Raw genomic sequence first — 20,519 nt, 5'->3', positions numbered from 1 at the left:
AGCAAGCTCCCTCCCACATTTGGATCCTGCTTTGGCTTAGGGGTTGCGGGCCAAGTGCTCAGCCGGCAACACGCGCTTGGCGCTCAGGTAGGCGTTCTGCCAGTAGGCTTTGGACAAGGTGTCCAGCTTCACCGTACCGCCCGTCTGCGGCGCATGCACAAAGCGCCCTTCGCCGACATAGATCCCGGCGTGGCTGACCTGCGAGCCGCCACCCGTGGCGAAGAACAGCAGGTCACCGGTTTGCAGGTTCTGTGCGCTGACGTCCTGGGCGCGCATCACGATCAGTTCGCGCGTGGTGCGCGGCAGAGAGATACCCGCGGCATCACGGTAGACAAACCCGATCAACCCGCTGCAATCGAAACCGGAGTCCGGCGTATTGCCGCCCCAACGATAAGGCGTACCGACCAGGCCCAGCGCGCGGAACAGCACGTCTTCAGCGACAGGCGAACTCTGGCTGGAATAGTTGAACACTGGTTTAGGCTTGGCCGCTACGGGCGCAGGCTGCGGGCGGCTTGCGCAGGCGCTGAGCAGCGCGGCGCAAACAATAAGAATCAGGCGGGCCGAGGTCGACATGTGCAGAACAATCCTGGTCTGGATGCGGCTTTCGCTGCCGAACGCTGAAAACCAGAACGCGCAAGCATGGCTTGCGCGAACGGATTACAACAATGTCCAGAGATTCTAGCGCTTACACGTCAAACTTCAAGTATCACTTTAACTTTACTTGCTAGCGGTAATCGTCGTCGGGGCCATGGCAAGTGCGCGCTTGGCTTCGATGAAGGTTTTGCTCCAGTAGCTGTCGCCCAGGCTGTCGACTCGAACACCACCGCTGCGGCGGCTGCTGGAGTGGATAAACTGGTTATCGCCCAGGTAGATACCGGCGTGACTGACGCGACCGCGGCCACTGGTACTGAAGAAAAGCAGATCCCCAGGCTTGAGGTTGTTACGCGCGACCAACGGTGCATTCACGTTGATCATTTCGCGGGTGGAGCGTGGCAGGTTCATGCCAGCTTCTTCGCGAAACAGGTAACCGATAAAACCGCTGCAATCAAAACCGGCTTCAGAGGTACCGCCGAAACGGTAACGGGTCCCGATCAGGGACATGCCGCGTTCGAGGATGCTGTCGGCCAGAACGGGAAGCTGATAAGGCTTGTTGCCAGCGAAGGCGGCCAGTTCTTTTTCGGTTGCCAGCTCTTCCTCATAAACAGTGGAAGACTGCGCAGCAACGAATTTTGCCTGATTTTTATACTGTTGATTGTGCTGCTCGGCCACTTGTTGAGGGTGGGAGGCGCAACCAAACAACAGAGCGACAAGTGCGAGAGGCACGAGGGGTGCGAAGCGATTTAGCATGGGCACGACCGTGGCTGATGTGTAAAGAAGTCGAGACTATGCCTTCTATCACATCGATTTGCAAATTCAATCGTGATCCATGTGACTTACTGTTTGCGTTATGACATCTAAGCCCTTAATACCCTTTGCGCGTGTTTTGCGTGGTCAAGCCGGCCAAAACGCAGGTTTCCTGGCGCCTGAAATTTGCCGAAGCCCCCGAAACACAAGGGCCGGCTACCAGCCGAGGGTTTCCTTGAGGAAGGGAATCGTCAGCTTGCGCTGGGCCTGCAAAGAGGCCTGATCGAGCTGCTCGAGCAAATCGAACAATGCGCTCATGCTGCGGGTGCCGCGGGTGAGGATAAAGTGCCCGACCTCGTCGGTGAGGTGCAGGCCGCGACGGGATGCACGCAATTGCAGGGCACGCAATTTGTCCTCGTCGGACAGCGGGCGCATCTGGAAGATCAGCGCCAGGGTCAGGCGCGACTTGAGGTCGGCCAGCTTGACCGGCAACTCACGGGGCGAGGTCGAAGCCGCGATCAGCAGGCGGCGCCCGCTGTCGCGCAGGCGGTTGAACAGATGAAACAGCGCCTCTTCCCAATCCGCCTTGCCGGCGACGGCCTGCAGATCGTCCAGGCACACCAGTTCGTATTGTTCGAGGTTGTCGAAAATCCCGATCCCGCGGTCCATCAACTCCGCCAACGGCAGGTAAACCGCCGGTTCGCCCATCTGCTCGAAGCGCAGGCACGCGGCCTGCAACAGGTGGGTGCGCCCCACGCCTTGCTTGCCCCACAGGTAGATCAGGCTTTCAGTCCACCCGGCGTCGGCTTCGCAGAGCCGCTCGACATAGCCGAGTGCTGCGGCGTTGGCGCCTGGGTAGTAATTGATAAAGGTGGCGTCGTCACGCAGACGCACACCTAAGGGCAGCTGAATCGGTTTCATGCTGACTGAACGGCTCCGATCGAACCGTTAGTGGCCTCTGTGAAAAGTTTGCAAAGTTTATACCCGTGACGCCGGGCGCACAATGCAGCAGACCATAAGCAAAATCAAAGGTTTGCGTTAACTTGTTGGATTTACGCAAATTGTTTGACGCCACAGCGCCAGAAACAACAAACCCGGCCTGGGCCGGGTTTGTGACGCTGCGATTACAAATCGGGGTCTTCAACGCCCCCGTACATGTCCGAATCCTTGTACAGATCGTGGACATGACGCACCAGCACCATGATCACCGCCGCCACCGGCAGCGCGAGCAGGATGCCGGTAAAGCCGAACAACTCACCGCCAGCCAGGATCGCAAAGATCACCGCGACCGGGTGCAGGCCGATGCGATCACCCACCAGCAATGGGGTCAGCACCATGCCTTCGAGGGCCTGGCCGACCATGAACACCGCGACAATCCCGAGCATCGGGTACAGGTCACCGCCAAACTGGAACAGCCCGGCCACCAGCGCCGCACCGATACCGATCACAAAGCCCATGTACGGCACGATCGCGGCCAGACCGGCAATCAAGCCAATCAACAGGCCCAGCTCCAGGCCGATCGCCATCAAGCCGGCGGCATAGATAATCCCCAGGGCCAGCATCACCAGCAGCTGGCCGCGCACGAACGCCCCCAAGACCTCATGACACTCCCCGGCCAGGGACACGATGCGCGCTTCACGGTCACGCGGCAGCAGGCTGCGGATCTTGGCCATCATGATGTCCCAGTCCCGCAACAGGTAGAACGCCACCACCGGGATCAACACCAGATTGGTCAGCCAGCCGATCAGCGCCAGGCTGGATGCCGTGGCCTGGCTGAGAACCACGCCGACGATGTCGGTGGTCTGGCCCATATGCTCGCTGATCGCAGCCTTGACCTTGTCGAACTTCCAGAAGCCATCCGCCAGCCCCAGCTTGGCCTGGGCCCACGGCATCGCCGTGTGCTGCAGCCAGTCGAGCATCTGCGGCGCCAGTTCATACAGACGGAACAACTGCTTGGCCAGCATCGGCACCAGCACCAGCACCAACGCCGTGATGATCAGCGTAAACAGCGCAAACACCGTGACCACCCCCAAAGTCCGCGACAGGCCGGCTTTCTCCAGGCGATCCACCACGGGATCGAACAGATAGGCGAGCAACAGCGCGACCAGGAACGGCGTCAGGATCGAATGCAGCAAGAACACAAAAACGCACAGCAGGGCGATCCCGCCAAGCCACACCCAACGACGCGTATCCGCCATACACCACTCCATCTTTTATCGGCTGCTATATAAAGCAGAACATTTACCAACGAAAACGCAGTTGCGCCTGCGGCTCAGGGGCGGCGACCGGCTGCGTGCCGTCCACTGGCGGTTGCGCAGCCAGTGCTTCACCCGGGGGAATCTCCTGCAACCTGGCCAGGCTCAGTTGAGTACGCAACTGATCGGCGCTGCCATTGACGCGATACACAATACGATTGCCATCCACGCGCTGCGGCTGGCCGCCAAACGGCTCGAGCAAGTGGCCCAACGCGGCGTAGCGCTCCAGGGTCATGCCCTGCACTTCGAGCAATTGCTCGGTGCTCGCGCCCGGCTTGACCACAAAGCGCGGCGCCAGTTTCTGGCTGACCGCCAGCATCACGGCATCGGCCACGGCCGCGGTGTCGGCGCCTTGCGCGGTGCCCTGCTCGCTCTTGTCGCCCAACCACAGGCGCCATTTGGCCTGCCATTGGCTGCCCTCCTGGCGCGCATGCACTGCGAGCATCGCATCGGCGCCGTAGCGTTCCGAGGCTGCACGCAACGGCGTGGCGTCCGCGCTTTCGAGGTTGGGCGCGGTGGCGACCACCTGTTCATCCAAATCCCCCAACGGCAGGCGCAGCGGCAAGCCGCGATGTTGCGCCGCACGGCGCAGCGCCTGCGCGACGGCCTGGCCATCCCCGACCAGGTTGCTGCCGTCGGTAGAGTCATTCAGCCACCAACCCAGGATCGACGGCCGATTGCTGCCCCAGATCGACAAGCCGGCCTCACGCAACGCGCGATCGGTGCTGACGGGGTCGAAATCCACTTGCAGGCTTTCCGGCGGGCCGGCGTCGTAGCCGTATTGCGTGATGATTTGTTGCGGGTCCTTGCGCACCGCCGCCAGGCCGGGGCCTTCGGCGGCCTTGGCGTCGCCAGTGAGGCGGATCACCAGGGTCTGTACGGCGCGCTGGGTCGCCTGGTCGCGTTCTTGCGGTGACTGGCTGCTGACCGGCTCCAGTACTTGATAAAGGCCATTGAGGGTTTCGGCATGACTCGCCAGGCTGACCAACGACAAGCAGCCTACAAAAAACACATTACACAGACGCATGGAAGATTCCCGAACGACAAAATTAGCGGCTGGAACAGACCGCGTGATCTCGGTTTGCCAAGGCTGTGACCACAGCGATCGGTAAAACATTCACGGGGTCTCGGTAAGTTTTCCTACTGTCATAACGATAGCGGGTTCAAGGCTATACCTTAATACGGAGCTGGGCAGACCCGATTAGCATTTTTTTAACCGGCTTTTTTATCTATGTGGCTCTGCCCGTCGGCCCGAGGATGGCCGCTGACCCTCAAGCCTGATAAAATCGCGCGCCTTCGCAGACCGTCAATGGCTGGGCCTTTTCACAAGAGCCCTTGCCCAATCGGTCGTTACCCCTGAATCCCCCCTAAAGGCCTGGATCATGAGCAAGCAACCCTCCCTGAGCTACAAGGACGCCGGTGTAGACATCGACGCCGGTGAAGCATTGGTCGAACGCATCAAGAGCGTCGCCAAGCGCACTGCGCGCCCCGAAGTCATGGGTGGCCTGGGCGGTTTTGGCGCCCTCTGTGAAATCCCGGCCGGCTACAAACAGCCCGTGCTGGTTTCCGGCACCGACGGCGTGGGCACCAAACTGCGCCTGGCCCTGAACCTGAACAAACACGACAGCATCGGCATCGACCTGGTCGCCATGTGCGTCAACGACCTGGTGGTGTGCGGCGCCGAGCCGTTGTTCTTCCTGGACTACTACGCCACCGGCAAGCTCAACGTCGAAACCGCGACCCAAGTGGTCACCGGCATCGGCGCCGGCTGCGAATTGTCGGGTTGCTCTCTGGTCGGCGGCGAAACCGCTGAAATGCCAGGCATGTACGAAGGCGAAGACTACGACCTGGCCGGCTTCTGCGTCGGCGTGGTCGAAAAAGCCGAGATCATCGACGGCTCCAAAGTGGCTGCCGGCGACGCCCTGCTCGCCCTGCCGTCGTCCGGCCCGCACTCCAACGGCTACTCGCTGATCCGCAAGATCATCGAAGTGTCCGGCGCCGACATCGAGAACATCCAGCTCGACGGCAAGCCCCTGACCGACCTGCTGATGGCGCCGACACGCATCTACGTCAAGCCACTGCTCAAGCTGATCAAGGACACCGGCGCGGTCAAAGCCATGGCCCACATCACCGGCGGCGGCCTGCTGGACAACATCCCGCGCGTCCTGCCCAAAGGCGCCCAGGCGATTGTCGACGTGGCCAGCTGGCAGCGTCCTGCGGTATTCGACTGGCTGCAAGAGAAAGGCAACGTCAACGAAACCGAAATGCACCGCGTGCTGAACTGCGGCGTGGGCATGGTGATCTGCGTGGCGCAAGAGCACGTGGAAAGCGCGTTGAACGTGCTGCGCGAAGCCGGCGAACAGCCTTGGGTCATCGGCCAGATCGCTGCTGCCGCCGAAGGCGCGGCTCAGGTTGAACTGAAGAACCTTAAGGCGCACTGATGTCTGCAACCTGTGATGTCGTGGTGCTGCTCTCCGGCACCGGCAGTAACTTGCAGGCCCTGATCGACAGCACGCGCACCGGCGACAGCCCGGCGCGCATCGCTGCGGTGATCTCCAACCGCAGCGACGCCTATGGCCTGCAACGCGCCAGGGAGGCAGGCATTGCCACGCGCACCCTGGATCACAAGGCTTTCGAAGGTCGCGAGGCCTTCGACAGCGCCCTGGTCGAACTGATCGACGCCTTCAACCCCAAACTCGTGGTACTGGCCGGCTTCATGCGTATCCTCAGCGCTGATTTCGTGCGGCACTACGCTGGGCGGCTGTTGAATATCCACCCTTCCCTGCTGCCCAAGTACAAAGGCATGCACACCCATCAGCGCGCCCTCGACGCGGGCGACAGCGAGCATGGCTGCAGCGTGCATTTTGTCACCGAGGAACTCGATGGCGGGCCTCTGGTCGTACAGGCAGTGGTTCCGGTAGAGTCTGACGACTCGGCGCAGACGCTTGCGCAACGGGTTCATACGCAGGAACACAGGATTTACCCGCTGGCTGTTCGCTGGTTTGCCGAGGGGCGGTTGATTCTTGGTAAACAGGGTGCATTATTGGACGGTCAGTTACTCGCGGCCAGCGGCCACTTGATTCGAACCTAGGAGATTTTATGCGTCGCGCCTTGCTCTTCGCTTTTGCGCTGTTCGCCTTGCCTGCGGTGCAAGCAGCAGATTTACATCCTTTCTCCGCCAGCTACACCGCCGACTGGAAACAGTTGCCCATGAGCGGTTCGGCCGAGCGCAGCCTGACCCACAATGGCGATGGCACCTGGACCTTGAACTTCAAGGCTTCCATGATGATTGCCAGCCTCACCGAAACCAGCGTGATCCAATTCGACAAGGACGCCCTGCAGCCGAAGAGCTACACCTTCGAACGCGGCGGCCTGGGCAAGGCGAAAAGGATCAACCTGGACTTCGACCAGACCGCCAAGAAAGTCACCGGCTTTGAAAACAAAGACCCGGTCAACGTTGCCCTGCAAAGCGGCATGCTCGACAAGTCGACCTACCAGTTGGCGCTGCAGCGCGATGTCGCGGCCGGCAAGAAGAGCATGAGCTACAACGTGGTTGAAGGCACCGACGTCGACACCTACGACTTTCGCGTGATCGGCCCGGAAAAGGTCCAGACCAAAGCCGGCTCCATCGACGCGATCAAGGTCGAGCGCGTGCGTGACCCGACCCAAAGCAAGCGCATCACCCAGATGTGGTTTGCCAAGGACTGGGGCGGCATCCTGGTTGCCCTGCGTCAGGTGGAAACCGACGGCAAGGAATACAACATCATGCTGCAAGACGGCACGGTTGACGGTCAGCCTGTCAAAGGCAGCTGATTGAACTGATACGTTGGAAAAGAGCCTCGCGCAATGCGGGGCTTTTTTTCGCCTGGAATATTCAGGCAAGGCCGTTATTGCCTGACGCAATCATGAAGCTTTTGTCATAAAACCCAGCCGCCTGTGGCGCAATGTCGCGGTTTACGCGGCCTGCACAATTGTTGCTATTTCTGTAAAGGACTGTTGCAGGAAAAATCGGTTTACTTAGCAAGCTAACAAAACATATAACAAATGCCTGCGACGACTTGCCGCAGATCAACCAGAGATTGGAGCAAGCAGATGACTGTAAAAGTGACTGAGCGCGACGACGAACATATGTCCCACGAAGCATTGGGCCATGGGATTCACATCTGGGACGTACACCAACAAGACCTGCTGGTCGGCATGTTTCATAACGAGAGCGACGCTCATAACTATAAAAACGAGCTCGAAACCCTTGAGATGAAACGCCAGGCACAAAGCTCCTGACTATTTGCCAGACTCAGGCGCCAGGCCCACGCAGCCTGGTTGCCTGAAAACAAAAACCCCGCCGGTGAGCGGGGTTTATTGTTTTACAGCCTTACCACATCAGATCATCCGGGATCTGGTAGGCGGCGTAAGGATCATCCTCATCCGGCACCTGGCTTTCGGTGAGGATATTGAGCTGGACGATACGCTCCGGCGCGCGCTCCTGGATCTTCAGCGCCGCTTCGCGCGGGATCACCTCGTAACCGCCGGCGTGATGCACGATCGCCAGGGAGCCGTTGCTCAGCTTGTTGCGCATCAGCGTGTTGACCGACAGGCGCTTGACCTTCTTGTCATCCACGAAGTTGTAGTAGTCCTCGGTGGTCAGCTTGGGCAGGCGCGAGGTCTCGATCAGTTGCTTGACCTGGGCCGTGCGGGCCTTGGCCTCGGCTTTCTCCTGCTGCTGGCGGTTCAGCTCCTGGTCGCGCTTGACCTTCTCGGCCATGGCTTCCTGGGCCAGGCGTGCCTGGGTGTCATCGGCCTCGGCCTGGCCTTTGTGGACCAGACGTTGATGTTTCTGTTTCTCTTTGCCGACCTGCTTGGCCTGCTTTTGGTTGACCAGACCTGCTTTGAGCAACTGGTCGCGAAGGGAAAGGCTCATGGTGCTTACTCACTTAGGCAACTGCTCAACCGCAGCTGGACACGTTCTTTTCCTGGCGTTTGGCTTCGCCCCACAGGGCGTCCAACTCTTCGAGGGTGCAATCTTCCATGGATTGACGCGTATCGCGCAATGCCTGTTCGATAAATCGGAAACGTCGCTCGAATTTGGCATTGGCACCGCGCAAGGCGGTTTCCGGGTCGACCTTGAGGTGACGGGCCAGGTTGACCGCGGCAAACAGCAGGTCACCGACTTCATCGGCGATGGCCACTGCATCGTTATCGGCCATGGCTTCGAGCACTTCATCCAGCTCTTCGCGCACGTTATCCACCACCGGCAACGCAGCGGGCCAATCGAAACCGACCTGGCTGGCGCGCTTCTGCAATTTGGCGGCACGGGACAGCGACGGCAAGGCGGTGGGCACATCGTCGAGCAGGGACAGTTGCTCGGGGGCGTCGGACTTTTCCGCGCGCTCCTCGGCCTTGATCTGCTCCCAACGCGTCTTGACCTGCTCTTCGCTCAGTTGCGGGATATCCAGCGGCGCGTACAGATCGCCGGTGGGGAACACATGGGGATGACGTCGAATCAGCTTGCGGGTGATGCTGTCGATCACCCCGGCGAACTCGAAGCGCCCTTCTTCCTGTGCCAGCTGGCTGTAATACACCACCTGGAACAACAGGTCGCCCAACTCGCCTTGCAGGTGATCGAAGTCGCCGCGCTCGATGGCGTCGGCGACTTCGTAGGCCTCTTCCAGGGTGTGCGGGACGATGCTCGCGTAGGTTTGCTTGATGTCCCACGGGCACCCGTATTGCGGGTCGCGCAGGCGATTCATCAGGTGCAGCAGGTCTTCAAGTGAATACATCTTTCTATTTCCGATCAGGTATGAACACCGCCGATCAACTGTGGGAGGGGGCTTGCCCCCGATTGTGGTGGATCAACCAAGAATCTGGTACCTGACACTCCGCTTTCGGGGGCAAGCCCCCTCCCACTTTTCAGACTGTGTTCATCCAGATGCTCATGGGGTACGGTTGCGCCGCGTCTCGATGATGTTCGGCAACTGGGAAATCCGCCCCAGCAACCGCCCCAACGCGTCCAGCCCCGGAATCTCGATGGTCAGGGACATCAACGCGGTGTTGTCCTCCTGTTTGCTTGATGTCCCACGGGCACCCGTATTGCGGGTCGCGCAGGCGATTCATCAGGTGCAGCAGGTCTTCAAGTGAATACATCATTCTATTTCCGATCAGGTATGAACACCGCCGATCAACTGTGGGAGGGGGCTTGCCCCCGATTGCGGTGGATCAACCAAGAATCTGGTACCTGACACTCCGCTTTCGGGGGCAAGCCCCCTCCCACCTTTCAGACTGTGTTCATCCAGATGCTCATGGGGTACGGTTGCGCCGCGTCTCGATGATGTTCGGCAACTGGGAAATCCGCCCCAGCAACCGCCCCAACGCGTCCAGCCCCGGAATCTCGATGGTCAGGGACATCAACGCGGTGTTGTCCTCCTTGTTCGAGCGGGTGTTGACGGCCAGCACGTTGATCCGCTCGTTGAGCAGCACTTGCGACACGTCGCGCAGCAGACCGGAACGGTCGTAGGCACGGATGATGATGTCCACCGGATAGGTGAGCACCGGCACCGGGCCCCAGCTGACCTGGATGATCCGCTCCGGCTCGCGCCCGCCCAGTTGCAGCACCGAGGCGCAGTCCTGGCGGTGAATGCTCACGCCACGGCCCTGGGTGATGTAGCCGACGATGGCGTCGCCCGGCAGCGGCTGGCAGCAACCGGCCATTTGCGTCATCAGGTTGCCGACGCCCTGGATCTGGATATCGCCACGCTTGCCGGGCTTGTAGCCGGTGGCTTTGCGCGGGATCAGTTCCAGCTGTTCGTTGCCGCGTTCCGGCTCCACCAGTTGCTGGGCCAGGTTGACCAGTTGCGCCAGGCGCAGGTCGCCGGCACCGAGGGCGGCGAACATGTCTTCGGCGATCTTCATGTTGGCCTTTTCGGCCAGCTTGTCGAAGTCCACCTGAGGCAGGCCCAGGCGCGCCAGTTCGCGTTCGAGCAGGCTTTTGCCGGCGGCGACGTTCTGGTCGCGCGCCTGCAGCTTGAACCAGTGGACGATCTTCGCCCGCGCCCGCGAGGTGGTGATGTAACCCAGGTTCGGGTTCAGCCAGTCGCGGCTCGGCGTACCGTGCTTGCTGGTGATGATCTCGACCTGCTCGCCGGTCTGCAGGCTGTAGTTGAGCGGCACGATGCGCCCGTTGATCTTGGCGCCCCGGCAGTTGTGGCCGATCTCGGTGTGCACGCGGTAGGCGAAGTCCAGCGGCGTGGCGCCCTTCGGCAGGTCGATGGCGTGGCCGTCGGGGGTGAAGATGTAGACCCGGTCCGGCTCGATATCCACCCGCAGTTGTTCGGCCAGGCCGCCGATGTCGCCGAGTTCTTCGTGCCACTCCAGCACTTGGCGCAGCCAGGAGATCTTCTCTTCGTATTGGTTGGACCCGGCCTTGACGTCGGTGCCCTTGTAGCGCCAGTGCGCGCACACCCCCAGCTCCGCCTCTTCGTGCATGGCGTGGGTGCGGATCTGCACTTCCAGCACCTTGCCCTCGGGGCCGATCACCGCAGTGTGCAGCGAGCGATAGCCGTTTTCCTTGGGGTTGGCGATGTAGTCGTCGAACTCCTTGGGGATGTGCCGCCACAGGGTGTGGACGATACCGAGCGCGGTGTAGCAGTCGCGCATTTCCGGCACCAGCACGCGCACGGCGCGCACGTCGTAGATCTGGCTGAAGGCCAGGCCCTTGCGCTGCATTTTGCGCCAGATCGAATAGATGTGCTTGGCGCGGCCGCTGATGTCGGCGTCGACGCCGGTAGCCTGCAACTCGGCGCGCAGCTGGCCCATCACGTCGGTGATGAAACGCTCGCGGTCGAGCCGGCGCTCATGCAGCAGCGTGGCGATCTGTTTGTATTGGTCGGGTTCGAGGTAGCGGAAGGACAAGTCCTCCAGCTCCCATTTGATATGACCGATACCCAGGCGGTGCGCCAGCGGTGCGTAGATGTCGAAGACTTCGCGGGCCACGCGGTTGCGCTTTTCGTCGTCGGCGGTTTTCACCGCACGGATCGCGCAGGTGCGTTCGGCCAGCTTGATCAAGGCGACGCGCACGTCGTCGACCATCGCCACCAGCATCTTGCGCAGGTTTTCCACCTGGCCCTGGGTGCCCAGCACCATGGACTGGCGCGGGCTGAGGCTGGCGCTGATGGCGGCCATGCGCAGCACGCCGTCGATCAGCTTGGCCACCACGGAGCCGAAGCGCTGGCCCACGGTGGCCAACGGGATATGCCCTTCACGCACGCCGCGATAGAGCACGGCAGCGATCAGCGAATCCTGGTCGAGCTTGAGATCGGCGAGGATCTCAGCGATTTCCAAGCCGGTGCGAAAGCTCGAAGTGCCTTCGGCCCACAGGTTCTTGGCCGCATTGTCTTGCTGTTCAGACTCACGAGCGAACTCGCAGGCTGCTTTCAAGGCTTCACGGTCCAGTGCCGGGTCGACACTGATGGCATGATCCAGCCATGCCTCGAGATTGATACTGCCGTCGGTGTTGATCGGCTGGTGTGCTCTCACCTGTACCATCTTGCTTACCTTCCCTACGACGCACCTTCGATGCGCCAAAAATCATCGCTGACCTGCTTTATCACTAAAGCTCACACACTCCCTGGCAGGTCACGGCCCAGGAGAATGCAGGCCAGTCGGATTAAACGGGCATCCTAGCCCGCCTCAAATAACGCCATCGCCTCGACATGCGCGGTTTGCGGAAACATGTCGAGGATCCCGGCACGTTTTAGCCGGTAACCCTGCTTGACCAACTCAACCGTGTCCCGCGCCAGCGTCGCCGGATTGCAGGACACGTACACCAGGCGCTTGGCCCCCAGGCTGGCGAGCTTGCGCACAACCTCCAGGGCACCGTCGCGAGGTGGGTCCAAGAGTACCGCAGAAAAGCCCTGTTTGGCCCATTCCGCGTCAGTCAACGACTGGGACAAATCGGCCTGAAAAAACTGCACATTATGCAAATTATTGCTGACGGCATTCAGCGCCGCACGCTCGACCATGGCCTGCACGCCTTCCACCGCGACCACTTCGCGCACCTGGCGCGCAAGTGGCAGGGCGAAGTTGCCCAGCCCGCAAAACAGGTCCAGCACGCGCTCATCGGCTTGCGGCGCCAGCCATTCGAGGGCCTGGGCCACCATCGCCGCGTTGACCCCGGCGTTGACCTGGACAAAATCGCCCGGCCGATACGCCAGCTCCAGATCCCACGGTTCCAACCGATAACCCAGGGCCTGGTCAGGCTCGACCGGCTCCGGCTGGCCCTCGCCATGCAGCCACAACTGGGCCTCATGGAAGGCGCAGAATTCTTTGAGGATCAGCAGATCGGCGTCGGACAACGGCGCCATATGGCGCAGCAATACGGCGATGGACGACCCGCTGAACAGCTCCACATGCCCCAATGCCTGCGGTTTGCTCAAGCGCCGCAGCATGTTGGGCAAACGCTGCATGATCGGTTGCAAGGCCTGTACCAGCACCGGGCAATCGTCGATGGCGACGATGTCCTGGCTGGCCACGGCGCGAAAGCCCACTTCCAGGGTCTTGGCCTTGGCGTCCCAGCGCACCGCCACGCGGGCGCGACGCCGATAGCCCAGCTCCGGGCCACTCAAGGGTGCCGCCCACGCCTGCGGTTCGACCCCTGCCACACGCGACAATTGCTCGGCGAGCATGCGCTGTTTCAGGGCAAGTTGTTCAGCATGGGGCAGGTGCTGCACGCTGCAACCGCCGCAACGACCGAAGTGCGCGCACGGCGCCGGGCGCCGTAGTTCGCTGGGCTTGAACACACGCTCGGTGCGCGCCTCGACCACTTTGCCGTGGGCGCCCAATACCCGCGCTTCGACCTCTTCACCGGCCAGCGCACCGTTGACGAACCAGGTGCGGCCTTCAAAGAACACGATGCCACGGCCGTCATTGGCCAGGCGCTCGATGGTCAGGCGTTGCTTCTTGCCCACCGGAATCTGTGGGGTACGGCTGCCGCCCGTCGGCTGGAAGCGCAGGCCTCTCTCGTGCTTGGCCATCAGTTGGGTTCGTCGAAAATGCCGGTCGACAAGTAACGGTCGCCACGGTCACAGATGATCGCGACGATCACCGCGTTTTCCACTTCCTTGGACAATCGCAACATGCCGGCCACGGCGCCGCCGGAGGACACACCGCAGAAGATGCCTTCTTCACGGGCCAGGCGGCGCGTGGTGTCTTCGGCTTCACGCTGGGCCATGTCGATGATGCGATCCACGCGCGTGGCGTTGTAGATCTTCGGCAAATACTCTTCGGGCCAGCGGCGAATCCCGGGGATCGACGCGCCTTCCATCGGTTGCAGGCCGACGATCTGGATCGCCGGGTTCTGCTCCTTGAGGTAGCGCGAGTTGCCCATGATGGTGCCGGTGGTGCCCATGGAGCTGACGAAATGGGTAATCGTGCCCTGGGTCTGGCGCCAGATTTCCGGGCCGGTGGTGGTGTAGTGCGCCTCGGGATTGTCGCCGTTGGCGAACTGGTCCAGCACCTGGCCACGGCCTTCGGCGGCCATGCGCTCGGCGAGGTCGCGGGCGCCTTCCATGCCTTCTTCCTGGCTGACCAGGACCAATTCGGCACCGTAGGCGGTCATCGCGGCCTTGCGCTCGGCGCTGCCATTGTCGGGCATGATCAGCACCATCTTGTAACCCTTGATCGCCGCGGCCATGGCCAGGGCAATCCCGGTGTTACCGGAGGTGGCTTCGATCAGGGTGTCGCCCGGCTTGATCTGCCCGCGCAGCTCGGCGCGCGTGATCATCGACAGCGCCGGACGGTCCTTGACGGAACCGGCCGGGTTGTTCCCTTCGAGCTTGAGCAACAGGGTATTGCTGGTTTCACCCGCCATGCGTTGCAAGCGGACCAGGGGCGTGTTGCCGACGCAATCGGCGATTGTAGGGTACTGCAAGGTCATGGCGTATTCGCAATCCAGACTGCGGGGCGAACATCATACCGGGAAAGCCTGGCGCGCCATATCACGCAAAGTGCGGTGCTTATGGCTTAAAGGCATAAGCACGCAATCAGCCGGTCACGAAGCGAGTCCATTCCTCGCGCGTCAGTTGCTCAATCAATTGCTCCTCGTCGTGCGCCCTCAAGGCTTGCACCTTACGCACCAGCAGCAGGTACGCGCCTTCGCTCATCTCCGCACTTTCGACTTGCGCCTGCGCACGCTCCATTTCTCGATCGTATTGCCCAAGGCGCGCGTCGAACCTCGATCGGTATTTACGCGCCAGAAACTGCCGCCAATATTCTGCTTGCACCAATAAAGCCGGCCAGTCGAACTGAGCTTCGGCGGCCACGATCATTCCGTGCATCCTGGTGATTGAGTTCGCATTGGGGCCACCCAGTGTCCTGGCCAAACGCTCTTCGAATCCAAGGGGTAAATCCAGGCTGTGCGCCAACGCAATGCGGCTGGCAAGGATCATGCTGCTCACCACATCCCACGTTTGATGGCGGTCGAAACGCAACACCATCTCATCAATGGCCTGCAACCGTTTCAGGGCTCGAAAGTAATTCAAGAGTGGCGCGGCATCACCGTCCGTGTCGCGGGCGAGCAGTTCGATCGGCAGGAACTCAAGCTCCAGCGCATTGAGTGATAACAGCCAGCCATCCACCCCGCGATTGAGCTCGAAGCGGTGCTGAAACAGGATCACGGCCAGCTGCTCGTTATGGGTTGCACTCTCGATCAACTGCCACACGCGGCGCGTCAGGTCTTCTCGCAGCGCCCGAAAGCCGGTGGCGATGAGCGACGGATAGGCCGCGATACATGCCAGCAGCTCAAAAAAGCGATCAGACATCGGGCGTTGCTGCAGTTGCGCCCAAAGTGCCTGGTAGTGGGGAACCTCAGCGAAAGGCAGCACCGCCAACCATGTGTCGGGGCGTGTGGATGCCGCTGCGGGCTGGGCGCCCAGGCCAAAATCGATATCCGCCTGCCCCGGCCACTCACGGTAGCGGCGCATCATTTGCAGGGAGCCCTGTGAAAGCGGGTTGCCTTGCAAATTCATCGCTCGATGAACATTCGGGTAAATGAACAAATCGAGGCTGGTCAAGATCGATATTCGATTGTCACGCAAATCAAAGACCTCCAGTGATCGCAAGATGGCGGCGCCAAGGGGCAGGCTTTCAATTTGCGTATTGCGCAGGTTAAGCACGCGCAACTTCTTCAACCCATGCAGCTTCAAGCGCTGCCCCAGTCTCAGTGGGTTTACCGATAAATCCAGTGTCACCAGGCTGGTCATTTCAGCGAGCAGTATTACGTCCCCCAGTTGAAGCTTGAGCCGATTATTCGAGAGGTTGAGCAGCGATAAATAGCCCAGCTGTGCCAACCCGACGGGAAGGCGCTGCAGATGATTACCGTTGAAAAACACCCAGCGAAGCTGCGGAAAACACCTGAAAAAACTGGTTGGAATGGTTTCCAGCCGATTGTTTTTCAGGCTCAACAGTTTTACATGACCGAAATAGGCGCCCAGCGGCGGCAAATCATTTAATGCCAAGTCATCCAGGATGAGTTCATACGGTACCCCGCGAACGGAGTCTTCTTTAGCCCAGCAGCGCTGAATGCGCGCAGCCGCCTCACGTTGTGCGGGCAAGTCCTCGGGCTTACCCTGTCGGCACCATCGTTCAAGGTTGGCATTCAAGACGGCGCGCTCTCTGAACATGAAGTTGATCGCGCTTTCCCGCTCTCGGACGGAATCACTCAGGCCCTGGAGCAGCGCAAAGGCCTGCTCATCGGTTTTCGCCGGAAACAGCTGCCGCAGCTTGGCGACGTGTTCACGGTCCACCGGACCCCAATGATCACCGCCGCTCAACGGGTAACCCATGCGCCCATCCGCCAGGCGCCGTGGCGGGACGTACCAGGGGCGTCGCTGTGGGTCGAACAGGCTGAGGGCGCGTTGCGAACGCTGTTCGATCTCCCGGCGCAGCGCATCGTGGGTGTAGTGCAGCGCTTCACGTTCAATCGACGGTAACGCGTCCAACAGCACCGCCAGGAACGCCCCGGGACGCCCGGTCGGTTGCCGTTCACCGTTCGCTTGAAGAATGTAGGCCTGATAATCCACGTCGACCGCTTCCAGTATCCGTCTGAGCGCGCCGTCGACCGGGCCGATGCTATCGATCAGGCGACCGCGCTCCCACACCTCGACCCGCAGGTGGTTCGGCCATCCGTCGATGTCCGGCAATGTATGCAGGATCAGTCTCGAGGTGTCTTCACTCGCTGCAGCCGGCAGATACAATCCCTCCAGCGCCCTGATCTTGCGCGCGACGCTCACCCGCCAACGCGCGGCCGACATCAGGCTCAAGGGGATGCGGCCGGCCTGCAGGCTGAGGCGCTCCTGCGCGGTGACGTCGCGCACCAGCTCTTCGGCGAGTGCCGCCGTCAAACTGGGAAAATCGCGCTGCAGCACCTGCGCCAATGGATCGCCCGATGGCTGCTGTTTTTGGCCCAGCGCCTTGAAAAACAGGCGCTCCATGTGAGGCCGGTTGCGCGCGACCTCGGCCTCGAGCACCGCGACCTGCTCGGCGCGGGTGGTCGCCGCCGGCCCCACCAACGTTTCGGCGCTGTCGACACCGACCTCGCCGAGCAGCCTGTCGAAAAAATCCCGCCCCGTATCCACGCCGGTGTTGATCCGTTGATGCCGCATGAAGCGCTCGACGGTCTCCACCACGATTGCCGGCGCGCGCTCATTGCGCAGATGTATCCGGCGCAGGACGTCCGCTGTCACCCCGCTTATCTGCTGAATCTGCTCGATGGCATCCGCCGGCACTGCGCGGGTAAACGGCCCCAGGCGCTGGAACGCCTTGGCGCCGTCCCACGTCAGCGGGTTTTCCCATTCGTGCCGCCAGGCGCCGGCACCGTTGTGGCTCAACAGCGGGGCATACGCATCGTTCAGGGACGGGTGCAATAGGCGCCATGGCTGCTCCGCCACCTTGAAATAAGCATCGTCCAGCCACAGGTAGCGCTCCGCCCCCAAGTGGTAAAGGCCAAGGGCATCGGGCTCTGCGGCGATACGGGCGGTATCGACGTGACTGACGTAGTGCGCGATCTCGCGCCGGTCGGGATAAAACGCGCCATCCGGCGCACGATGGCGCAACAGGGCGCGAGCGACCTGACGCCGAAAGTCGGCAACGCTGTGCTCCGCGCTCAAGCCGAGTAGACGCCGGTCATCGTCGGACAGCTGGCGCATGATCGCCAGATAGAAACCGTTGGCGCCACTCAGCATGGCGCCGGTGCGCGACTCACGGTGGTAATACGGCGAAAATCGCCCTTGGCCCTGATCAATGACCACCACGCTGCGGTCCTGTGCCCCCTGCGAAACATAGGGCAGCGCTTGCGTGGCCGGGCTGACGAGCAACGCCTGGGCGCTGCCGTCGCGCAGTACGCTGTGGGCGAAATGCGCGGCCCAATCCTGGGTTTGCCGGTCAAATCGGCGCGGATGAAAAAGCCCATCGACGATGGCTTCGCGGCGCGTCACCAGGCGTGCGGCGCGCAATGCGTCATAAAGCGCCTCGGGTTGCAGTTGCGACTGCAGCAGCTGGGTTTGCTGATGCTCCGATAACGGGTGTTCGCGCAACACCTCGAGCAACCGCGCCATGCTCAGTTCGGGGTGCAAGGCCCGTAGTTGGGTAATCACCGCCGGTATGGGCTGGTCGGGGCTGACGCGCTCGGGCAACAATTTGAGTACCGATGCACTGGCACCCACCGCGTCAGCACGGCAGGTGTCGGCAAACCGCGTGAGCGCTTCAAACAGGTCGATCCTCAAGGCCTTGGCTTTCGTCGCCAATTGCTGGCGAAGCAACTGCGCGTCACCCGAAACAAGCGTCGGCACCAACGCCACAATGGCCTGTGCCACATGGGCGGTGAAGCGGCGCGGCGTGGCATAGGCGAACTCATGATTTTCCAGCGCGGTCAGCGTAACCACTGCGGTTGTCGCACGCGTTGCCTCCTTGTTGTAGCGACGCACCTCCAGGCCCTGATGGTCTTCAATGCTCAACGACATTCCCGCCGGCCAACCCTCCAATTGAGTGAGCAGCGGCGCCATGACGTCCAGCGCGTCGACGGGCGCGGGGCGGCTGGGGTCGGCGTCTGCGGCCAGCCAATCGATCAGCCGGTCGGCGCGCAACCGATGCACGGCGTCGACCAAAGACGCCGACGCCGGCGCGCCCTCCCATACCTGGTTCAAGGTCTGTGCCGAGGTCGCGCTCGTTTCGAGTAAAATCTCGATTTGCCGTGGCAATACGTCCTGGCTGCCGAGCATTCTTTCGAGCACCTGCGGGCTCGACAGATGCCGGTGTTCAGGCACGGCGCTGTAGCGCTGGGACAAGCGTTGATACAAGTGCTGATGGCGACGCAGCACGCTGCGCCCCAAACGCGTATGCAATCGACCACTGATCAGTAAATCGGCAAGGTCGGCAAACCCCTGGAGCAATTCGGCAGGCTCGCCGAGCAGCGCCTGCCGCCCCCCTTCGACCAACGCTTGCTCCATCGCTATGAACATCGCAAACGCCCTCACCCGCCCCAACCCTTTTAACGCCCCCGGCACCGGGATCAGCAGCACATCGAGGATTTCCCCGATCAGGGTCTGGAACAGCTCGATCATGGTGGGCATGAAACCGGGCGTCTGGTGCGCCAACTCCTGCAGATTGGCGCGACTGCGTTCGCGATAGAAATCGTTCAGACTCAGCGCCGGGGACTTTTGCACGACGTTGCGCACATAGCCGACTTTATCGACGATGTTGACGCTCGGAATGACACGGGCCAGCCAGTCGACCAGTTTTTCCAACCCCTCAAGGTCGCGACGCGGCTGCGCGGTTTTACCGATTTGCTTGAGTCGCGCACAGTCACGCAGCCACATGATCTGATACAGCCAATCGACCCGCCCCGCGCGGTAGGCCGCATGGAACTCCGCATGAAACACCTCGCAGGCTTGCCGATGGCTGGCATGATGACGCAGCGACCCGCCGGGGCGATTCGGGATAAAACTGAAAGCCCCCTTGCAACCGCTGACGGAAAAAACGATGTGGGGAATGCTCAAGCTGTCGCCGGGAGGCTGGCCGGCGTAATGCCCGACCAAGCCGATCGATTGTGGTAACCAACTGATGTTGTCCGTCCCATGGGGCACGAAAAGCAGCATTTCCTCTACGCGCTCCCAGCGCGCTTCTCCCGCCAGCGCACGTTTCACCTGCTGGTATTTGTCCCGGTCGACGCGGCTGGCTTCGGTGTTTCTCAAGGCCTCGATGAGGGCGAACTCAAACTCGGCATTCGCCAACTGCATGATGCTGCTGCCCAGCGAAGCGTTGGCCTGCAGCGCCTGGTCGAGACGGCGACGCAGTTGCCCGCCGAGATCGAGCCGGCGCACCAGCGCAATGAATTCGCCGGCGGTCGCGTTGATGTTCCTGTCGAGGTAACTGGCATCGGCCAGGCCGGTGCGGCCGGGGTAGCTCCAGCCGGTCAGGCCGTCATAGTTCATACAGGCGGCGTCCCATAAGGTCACGCTAGAGATCTTGATCTCATCGCCTTTCAATTCGCGCCGGACGCGACCGGAGTGCTTGAGGTAGCGGGTATTGATCTTCGCCACCTTGGGGTCGATGTACTGGCCGGTCAGGGTCATCAACGCGCTGCGCAACGACTCCAGGGCATGTAGCTCGAACGCTTCGGTGAGTTGGCGGATGCCCTGCTCCATGGTGTGCTGGGCATCGATCCAGGCCCTTTGCAGGCGCACATACTCACGTTTTTCGGCAAGATCGAGCCCGCCGAGAAGGCCGTCGAACTCAGCTCTCAAGCCATCCAGGGCTTGCAGGACTGACCACTCCAGGCCGGCCATCAAGGGTGCGCGCTGCTGCGCGATAAAAGCGCTCAGCGTGTCCTGCGGTGTGGGGGTAATCGGCTCGCTCATGGCTCTGCTCCTGAAA

15 protein-coding genes and 2 pseudogenes are annotated in these 20,519 nt (G+C 61.4%); 4 read left to right on the top strand and 13 right to left on the bottom strand.

The annotated features are described in order from the left end of the window. Positions 1 to 36 precede the first annotated feature (36 nt). From TU80_RS03415 to TU80_RS03395, 5 genes are all read right to left on the bottom strand, one after another. Entirely contained in the window at positions 37 to 573 is a 537-nt protein-coding gene (locus TU80_RS03415; RefSeq protein WP_017845323.1) for a C40 family peptidase, read from the bottom strand. A gap of 144 nt (positions 574 to 717) precedes the next feature. After that, positions 718 to 1,347 (bottom strand): C40 family peptidase, encoded by a 630-nt coding sequence (locus tag TU80_RS03410; RefSeq protein WP_046382483.1) that lies wholly within the window; start codon positions 1,345 to 1,347, stop codon positions 718 to 720. Between the two features lie 213 nt (positions 1,348 to 1,560). Further along, the gene (gene hda / locus TU80_RS03405) at positions 1,561 to 2,265 is read right to left on the bottom strand and encodes a DnaA regulatory inactivator Hda (protein WP_017845321.1); all 705 of its coding nucleotides are present in this window, start codon (positions 2,263 to 2,265) and stop codon (positions 1,561 to 1,563) included. A gap of 203 nt (positions 2,266 to 2,468) precedes the next feature. Continuing rightward, positions 2,469 to 3,542 (bottom strand): AI-2E family transporter, encoded by a 1,074-nt coding sequence (locus TU80_RS03400; RefSeq protein ID WP_046382482.1) that lies wholly within the window; start codon positions 3,540 to 3,542, stop codon positions 2,469 to 2,471. Between the two features lie 43 nt (positions 3,543 to 3,585). Further along, positions 3,586 to 4,626 carry a DUF2066 domain-containing protein gene (locus TU80_RS03395; RefSeq protein ID WP_046382481.1) on the bottom strand — a complete coding sequence of 347 codons (1,041 nt, stop codon included), beginning with the start codon at positions 4,624 to 4,626 and terminating at the stop codon, positions 3,586 to 3,588. 355 nt (positions 4,627 to 4,981) lie between these two features. Between TU80_RS03395 and purM the strand changes: the two genes are divergently transcribed. The 4 genes from purM to TU80_RS03375 all read left to right on the top strand — a co-directional run bounded on the left by purM (position 4,982) and on the right by TU80_RS03375 (position 7,880). Continuing rightward, a complete protein-coding gene (gene purM, locus TU80_RS03390) occupies positions 4,982 to 6,040 on the top strand; it encodes a phosphoribosylformylglycinamidine cyclo-ligase (protein ID WP_017845318.1) in 1,059 nt (352 codons plus the stop codon). Next, positions 6,040 to 6,690, top strand: a complete 651-nt coding sequence (gene purN / locus TU80_RS03385; RefSeq protein WP_017845317.1) for a phosphoribosylglycinamide formyltransferase — start codon at positions 6,040 to 6,042, stop codon at positions 6,688 to 6,690. Before purM ends, purN begins: the two co-directional genes overlap by 1 nt. 8 nt (positions 6,691 to 6,698) lie before the next feature. Next, a complete protein-coding gene (locus TU80_RS03380) occupies positions 6,699 to 7,412 on the top strand; it encodes a DUF3108 domain-containing protein (RefSeq protein WP_046382480.1) in 714 nt (237 codons plus the stop codon). Between the two features lie 279 nt (positions 7,413 to 7,691). Further along, entirely contained in the window at positions 7,692 to 7,880 is a 189-nt protein-coding gene (locus TU80_RS03375) for a hypothetical protein (protein ID WP_017845315.1), read from the top strand. A gap of 91 nt (positions 7,881 to 7,971) precedes the next feature. Here the strand turns inward: TU80_RS03375 and TU80_RS03370 are convergent, their stop codons facing one another. The 8 genes and pseudogenes from TU80_RS03370 to TU80_RS03345 all read right to left on the bottom strand — a co-directional run bounded on the left by TU80_RS03370 (position 7,972) and on the right by TU80_RS03345 (position 20,503). Then, the gene (locus TU80_RS03370; RefSeq protein ID WP_017845310.1) at positions 7,972 to 8,517 is read right to left on the bottom strand and encodes a DUF2058 domain-containing protein; all 546 of its coding nucleotides are present in this window, start codon (positions 8,515 to 8,517) and stop codon (positions 7,972 to 7,974) included. Between the two features lie 25 nt (positions 8,518 to 8,542). After that, positions 8,543 to 9,376 carry a nucleoside triphosphate pyrophosphohydrolase gene (mazG, locus tag TU80_RS03365; RefSeq protein ID WP_017845309.1) on the bottom strand — a complete coding sequence of 278 codons (834 nt, stop codon included), beginning with the start codon at positions 9,374 to 9,376 and terminating at the stop codon, positions 8,543 to 8,545. A gap of 153 nt (positions 9,377 to 9,529) precedes the next feature. Beyond that, positions 9,530 to 9,664 (bottom strand): annotated as a pseudogene (locus TU80_RS33890) (ACT domain-containing protein); the annotation flags it as partial. After that, positions 9,657 to 9,740: pseudogene (locus TU80_RS32580) on the bottom strand (nucleoside triphosphate pyrophosphohydrolase); the annotation flags it as partial. The pseudogenes TU80_RS32580 and TU80_RS33890, both read right to left, overlap by 8 nt. Positions 9,741 to 9,893: 153 nt before the next feature. Beyond that, positions 9,894 to 12,137 (bottom strand): GTP diphosphokinase, encoded by a 2,244-nt coding sequence (gene relA, locus TU80_RS03360; RefSeq protein WP_017845308.1) that lies wholly within the window; start codon positions 12,135 to 12,137, stop codon positions 9,894 to 9,896. A 134-nt stretch (positions 12,138 to 12,271) separates the two neighbouring features. Beyond that, positions 12,272 to 13,624, bottom strand: a complete 1,353-nt coding sequence (gene rlmD / locus TU80_RS03355) for a 23S rRNA (uracil(1939)-C(5))-methyltransferase RlmD (protein ID WP_057003846.1) — start codon at positions 13,622 to 13,624, stop codon at positions 12,272 to 12,274. Further along, a complete protein-coding gene (gene cysM, locus TU80_RS03350) occupies positions 13,624 to 14,526 on the bottom strand; it encodes a cysteine synthase CysM (RefSeq protein ID WP_017845306.1) in 903 nt (300 codons plus the stop codon). The genes rlmD and cysM overlap by 1 nt, the downstream gene beginning before the upstream one ends. Positions 14,527 to 14,632: 106 nt before the next feature. Continuing rightward, on the bottom strand, positions 14,633 to 20,503 hold the full coding sequence (locus TU80_RS03345) for an NEL-type E3 ubiquitin ligase domain-containing protein (RefSeq protein ID WP_057003845.1): 5,871 nt from the start codon (positions 20,501 to 20,503) through the stop codon (positions 14,633 to 14,635). Positions 20,504 to 20,519: the final 16 nt, after the last annotated feature.

The organism is Pseudomonas veronii (assembly GCF_001439695.1).
GTDB lineage: Bacteria > Pseudomonadota > Gammaproteobacteria > Pseudomonadales > Pseudomonadaceae > Aquipseudomonas > Aquipseudomonas veronii.
This window is presented reverse-complemented; position numbering and strand designations above follow the sequence as displayed.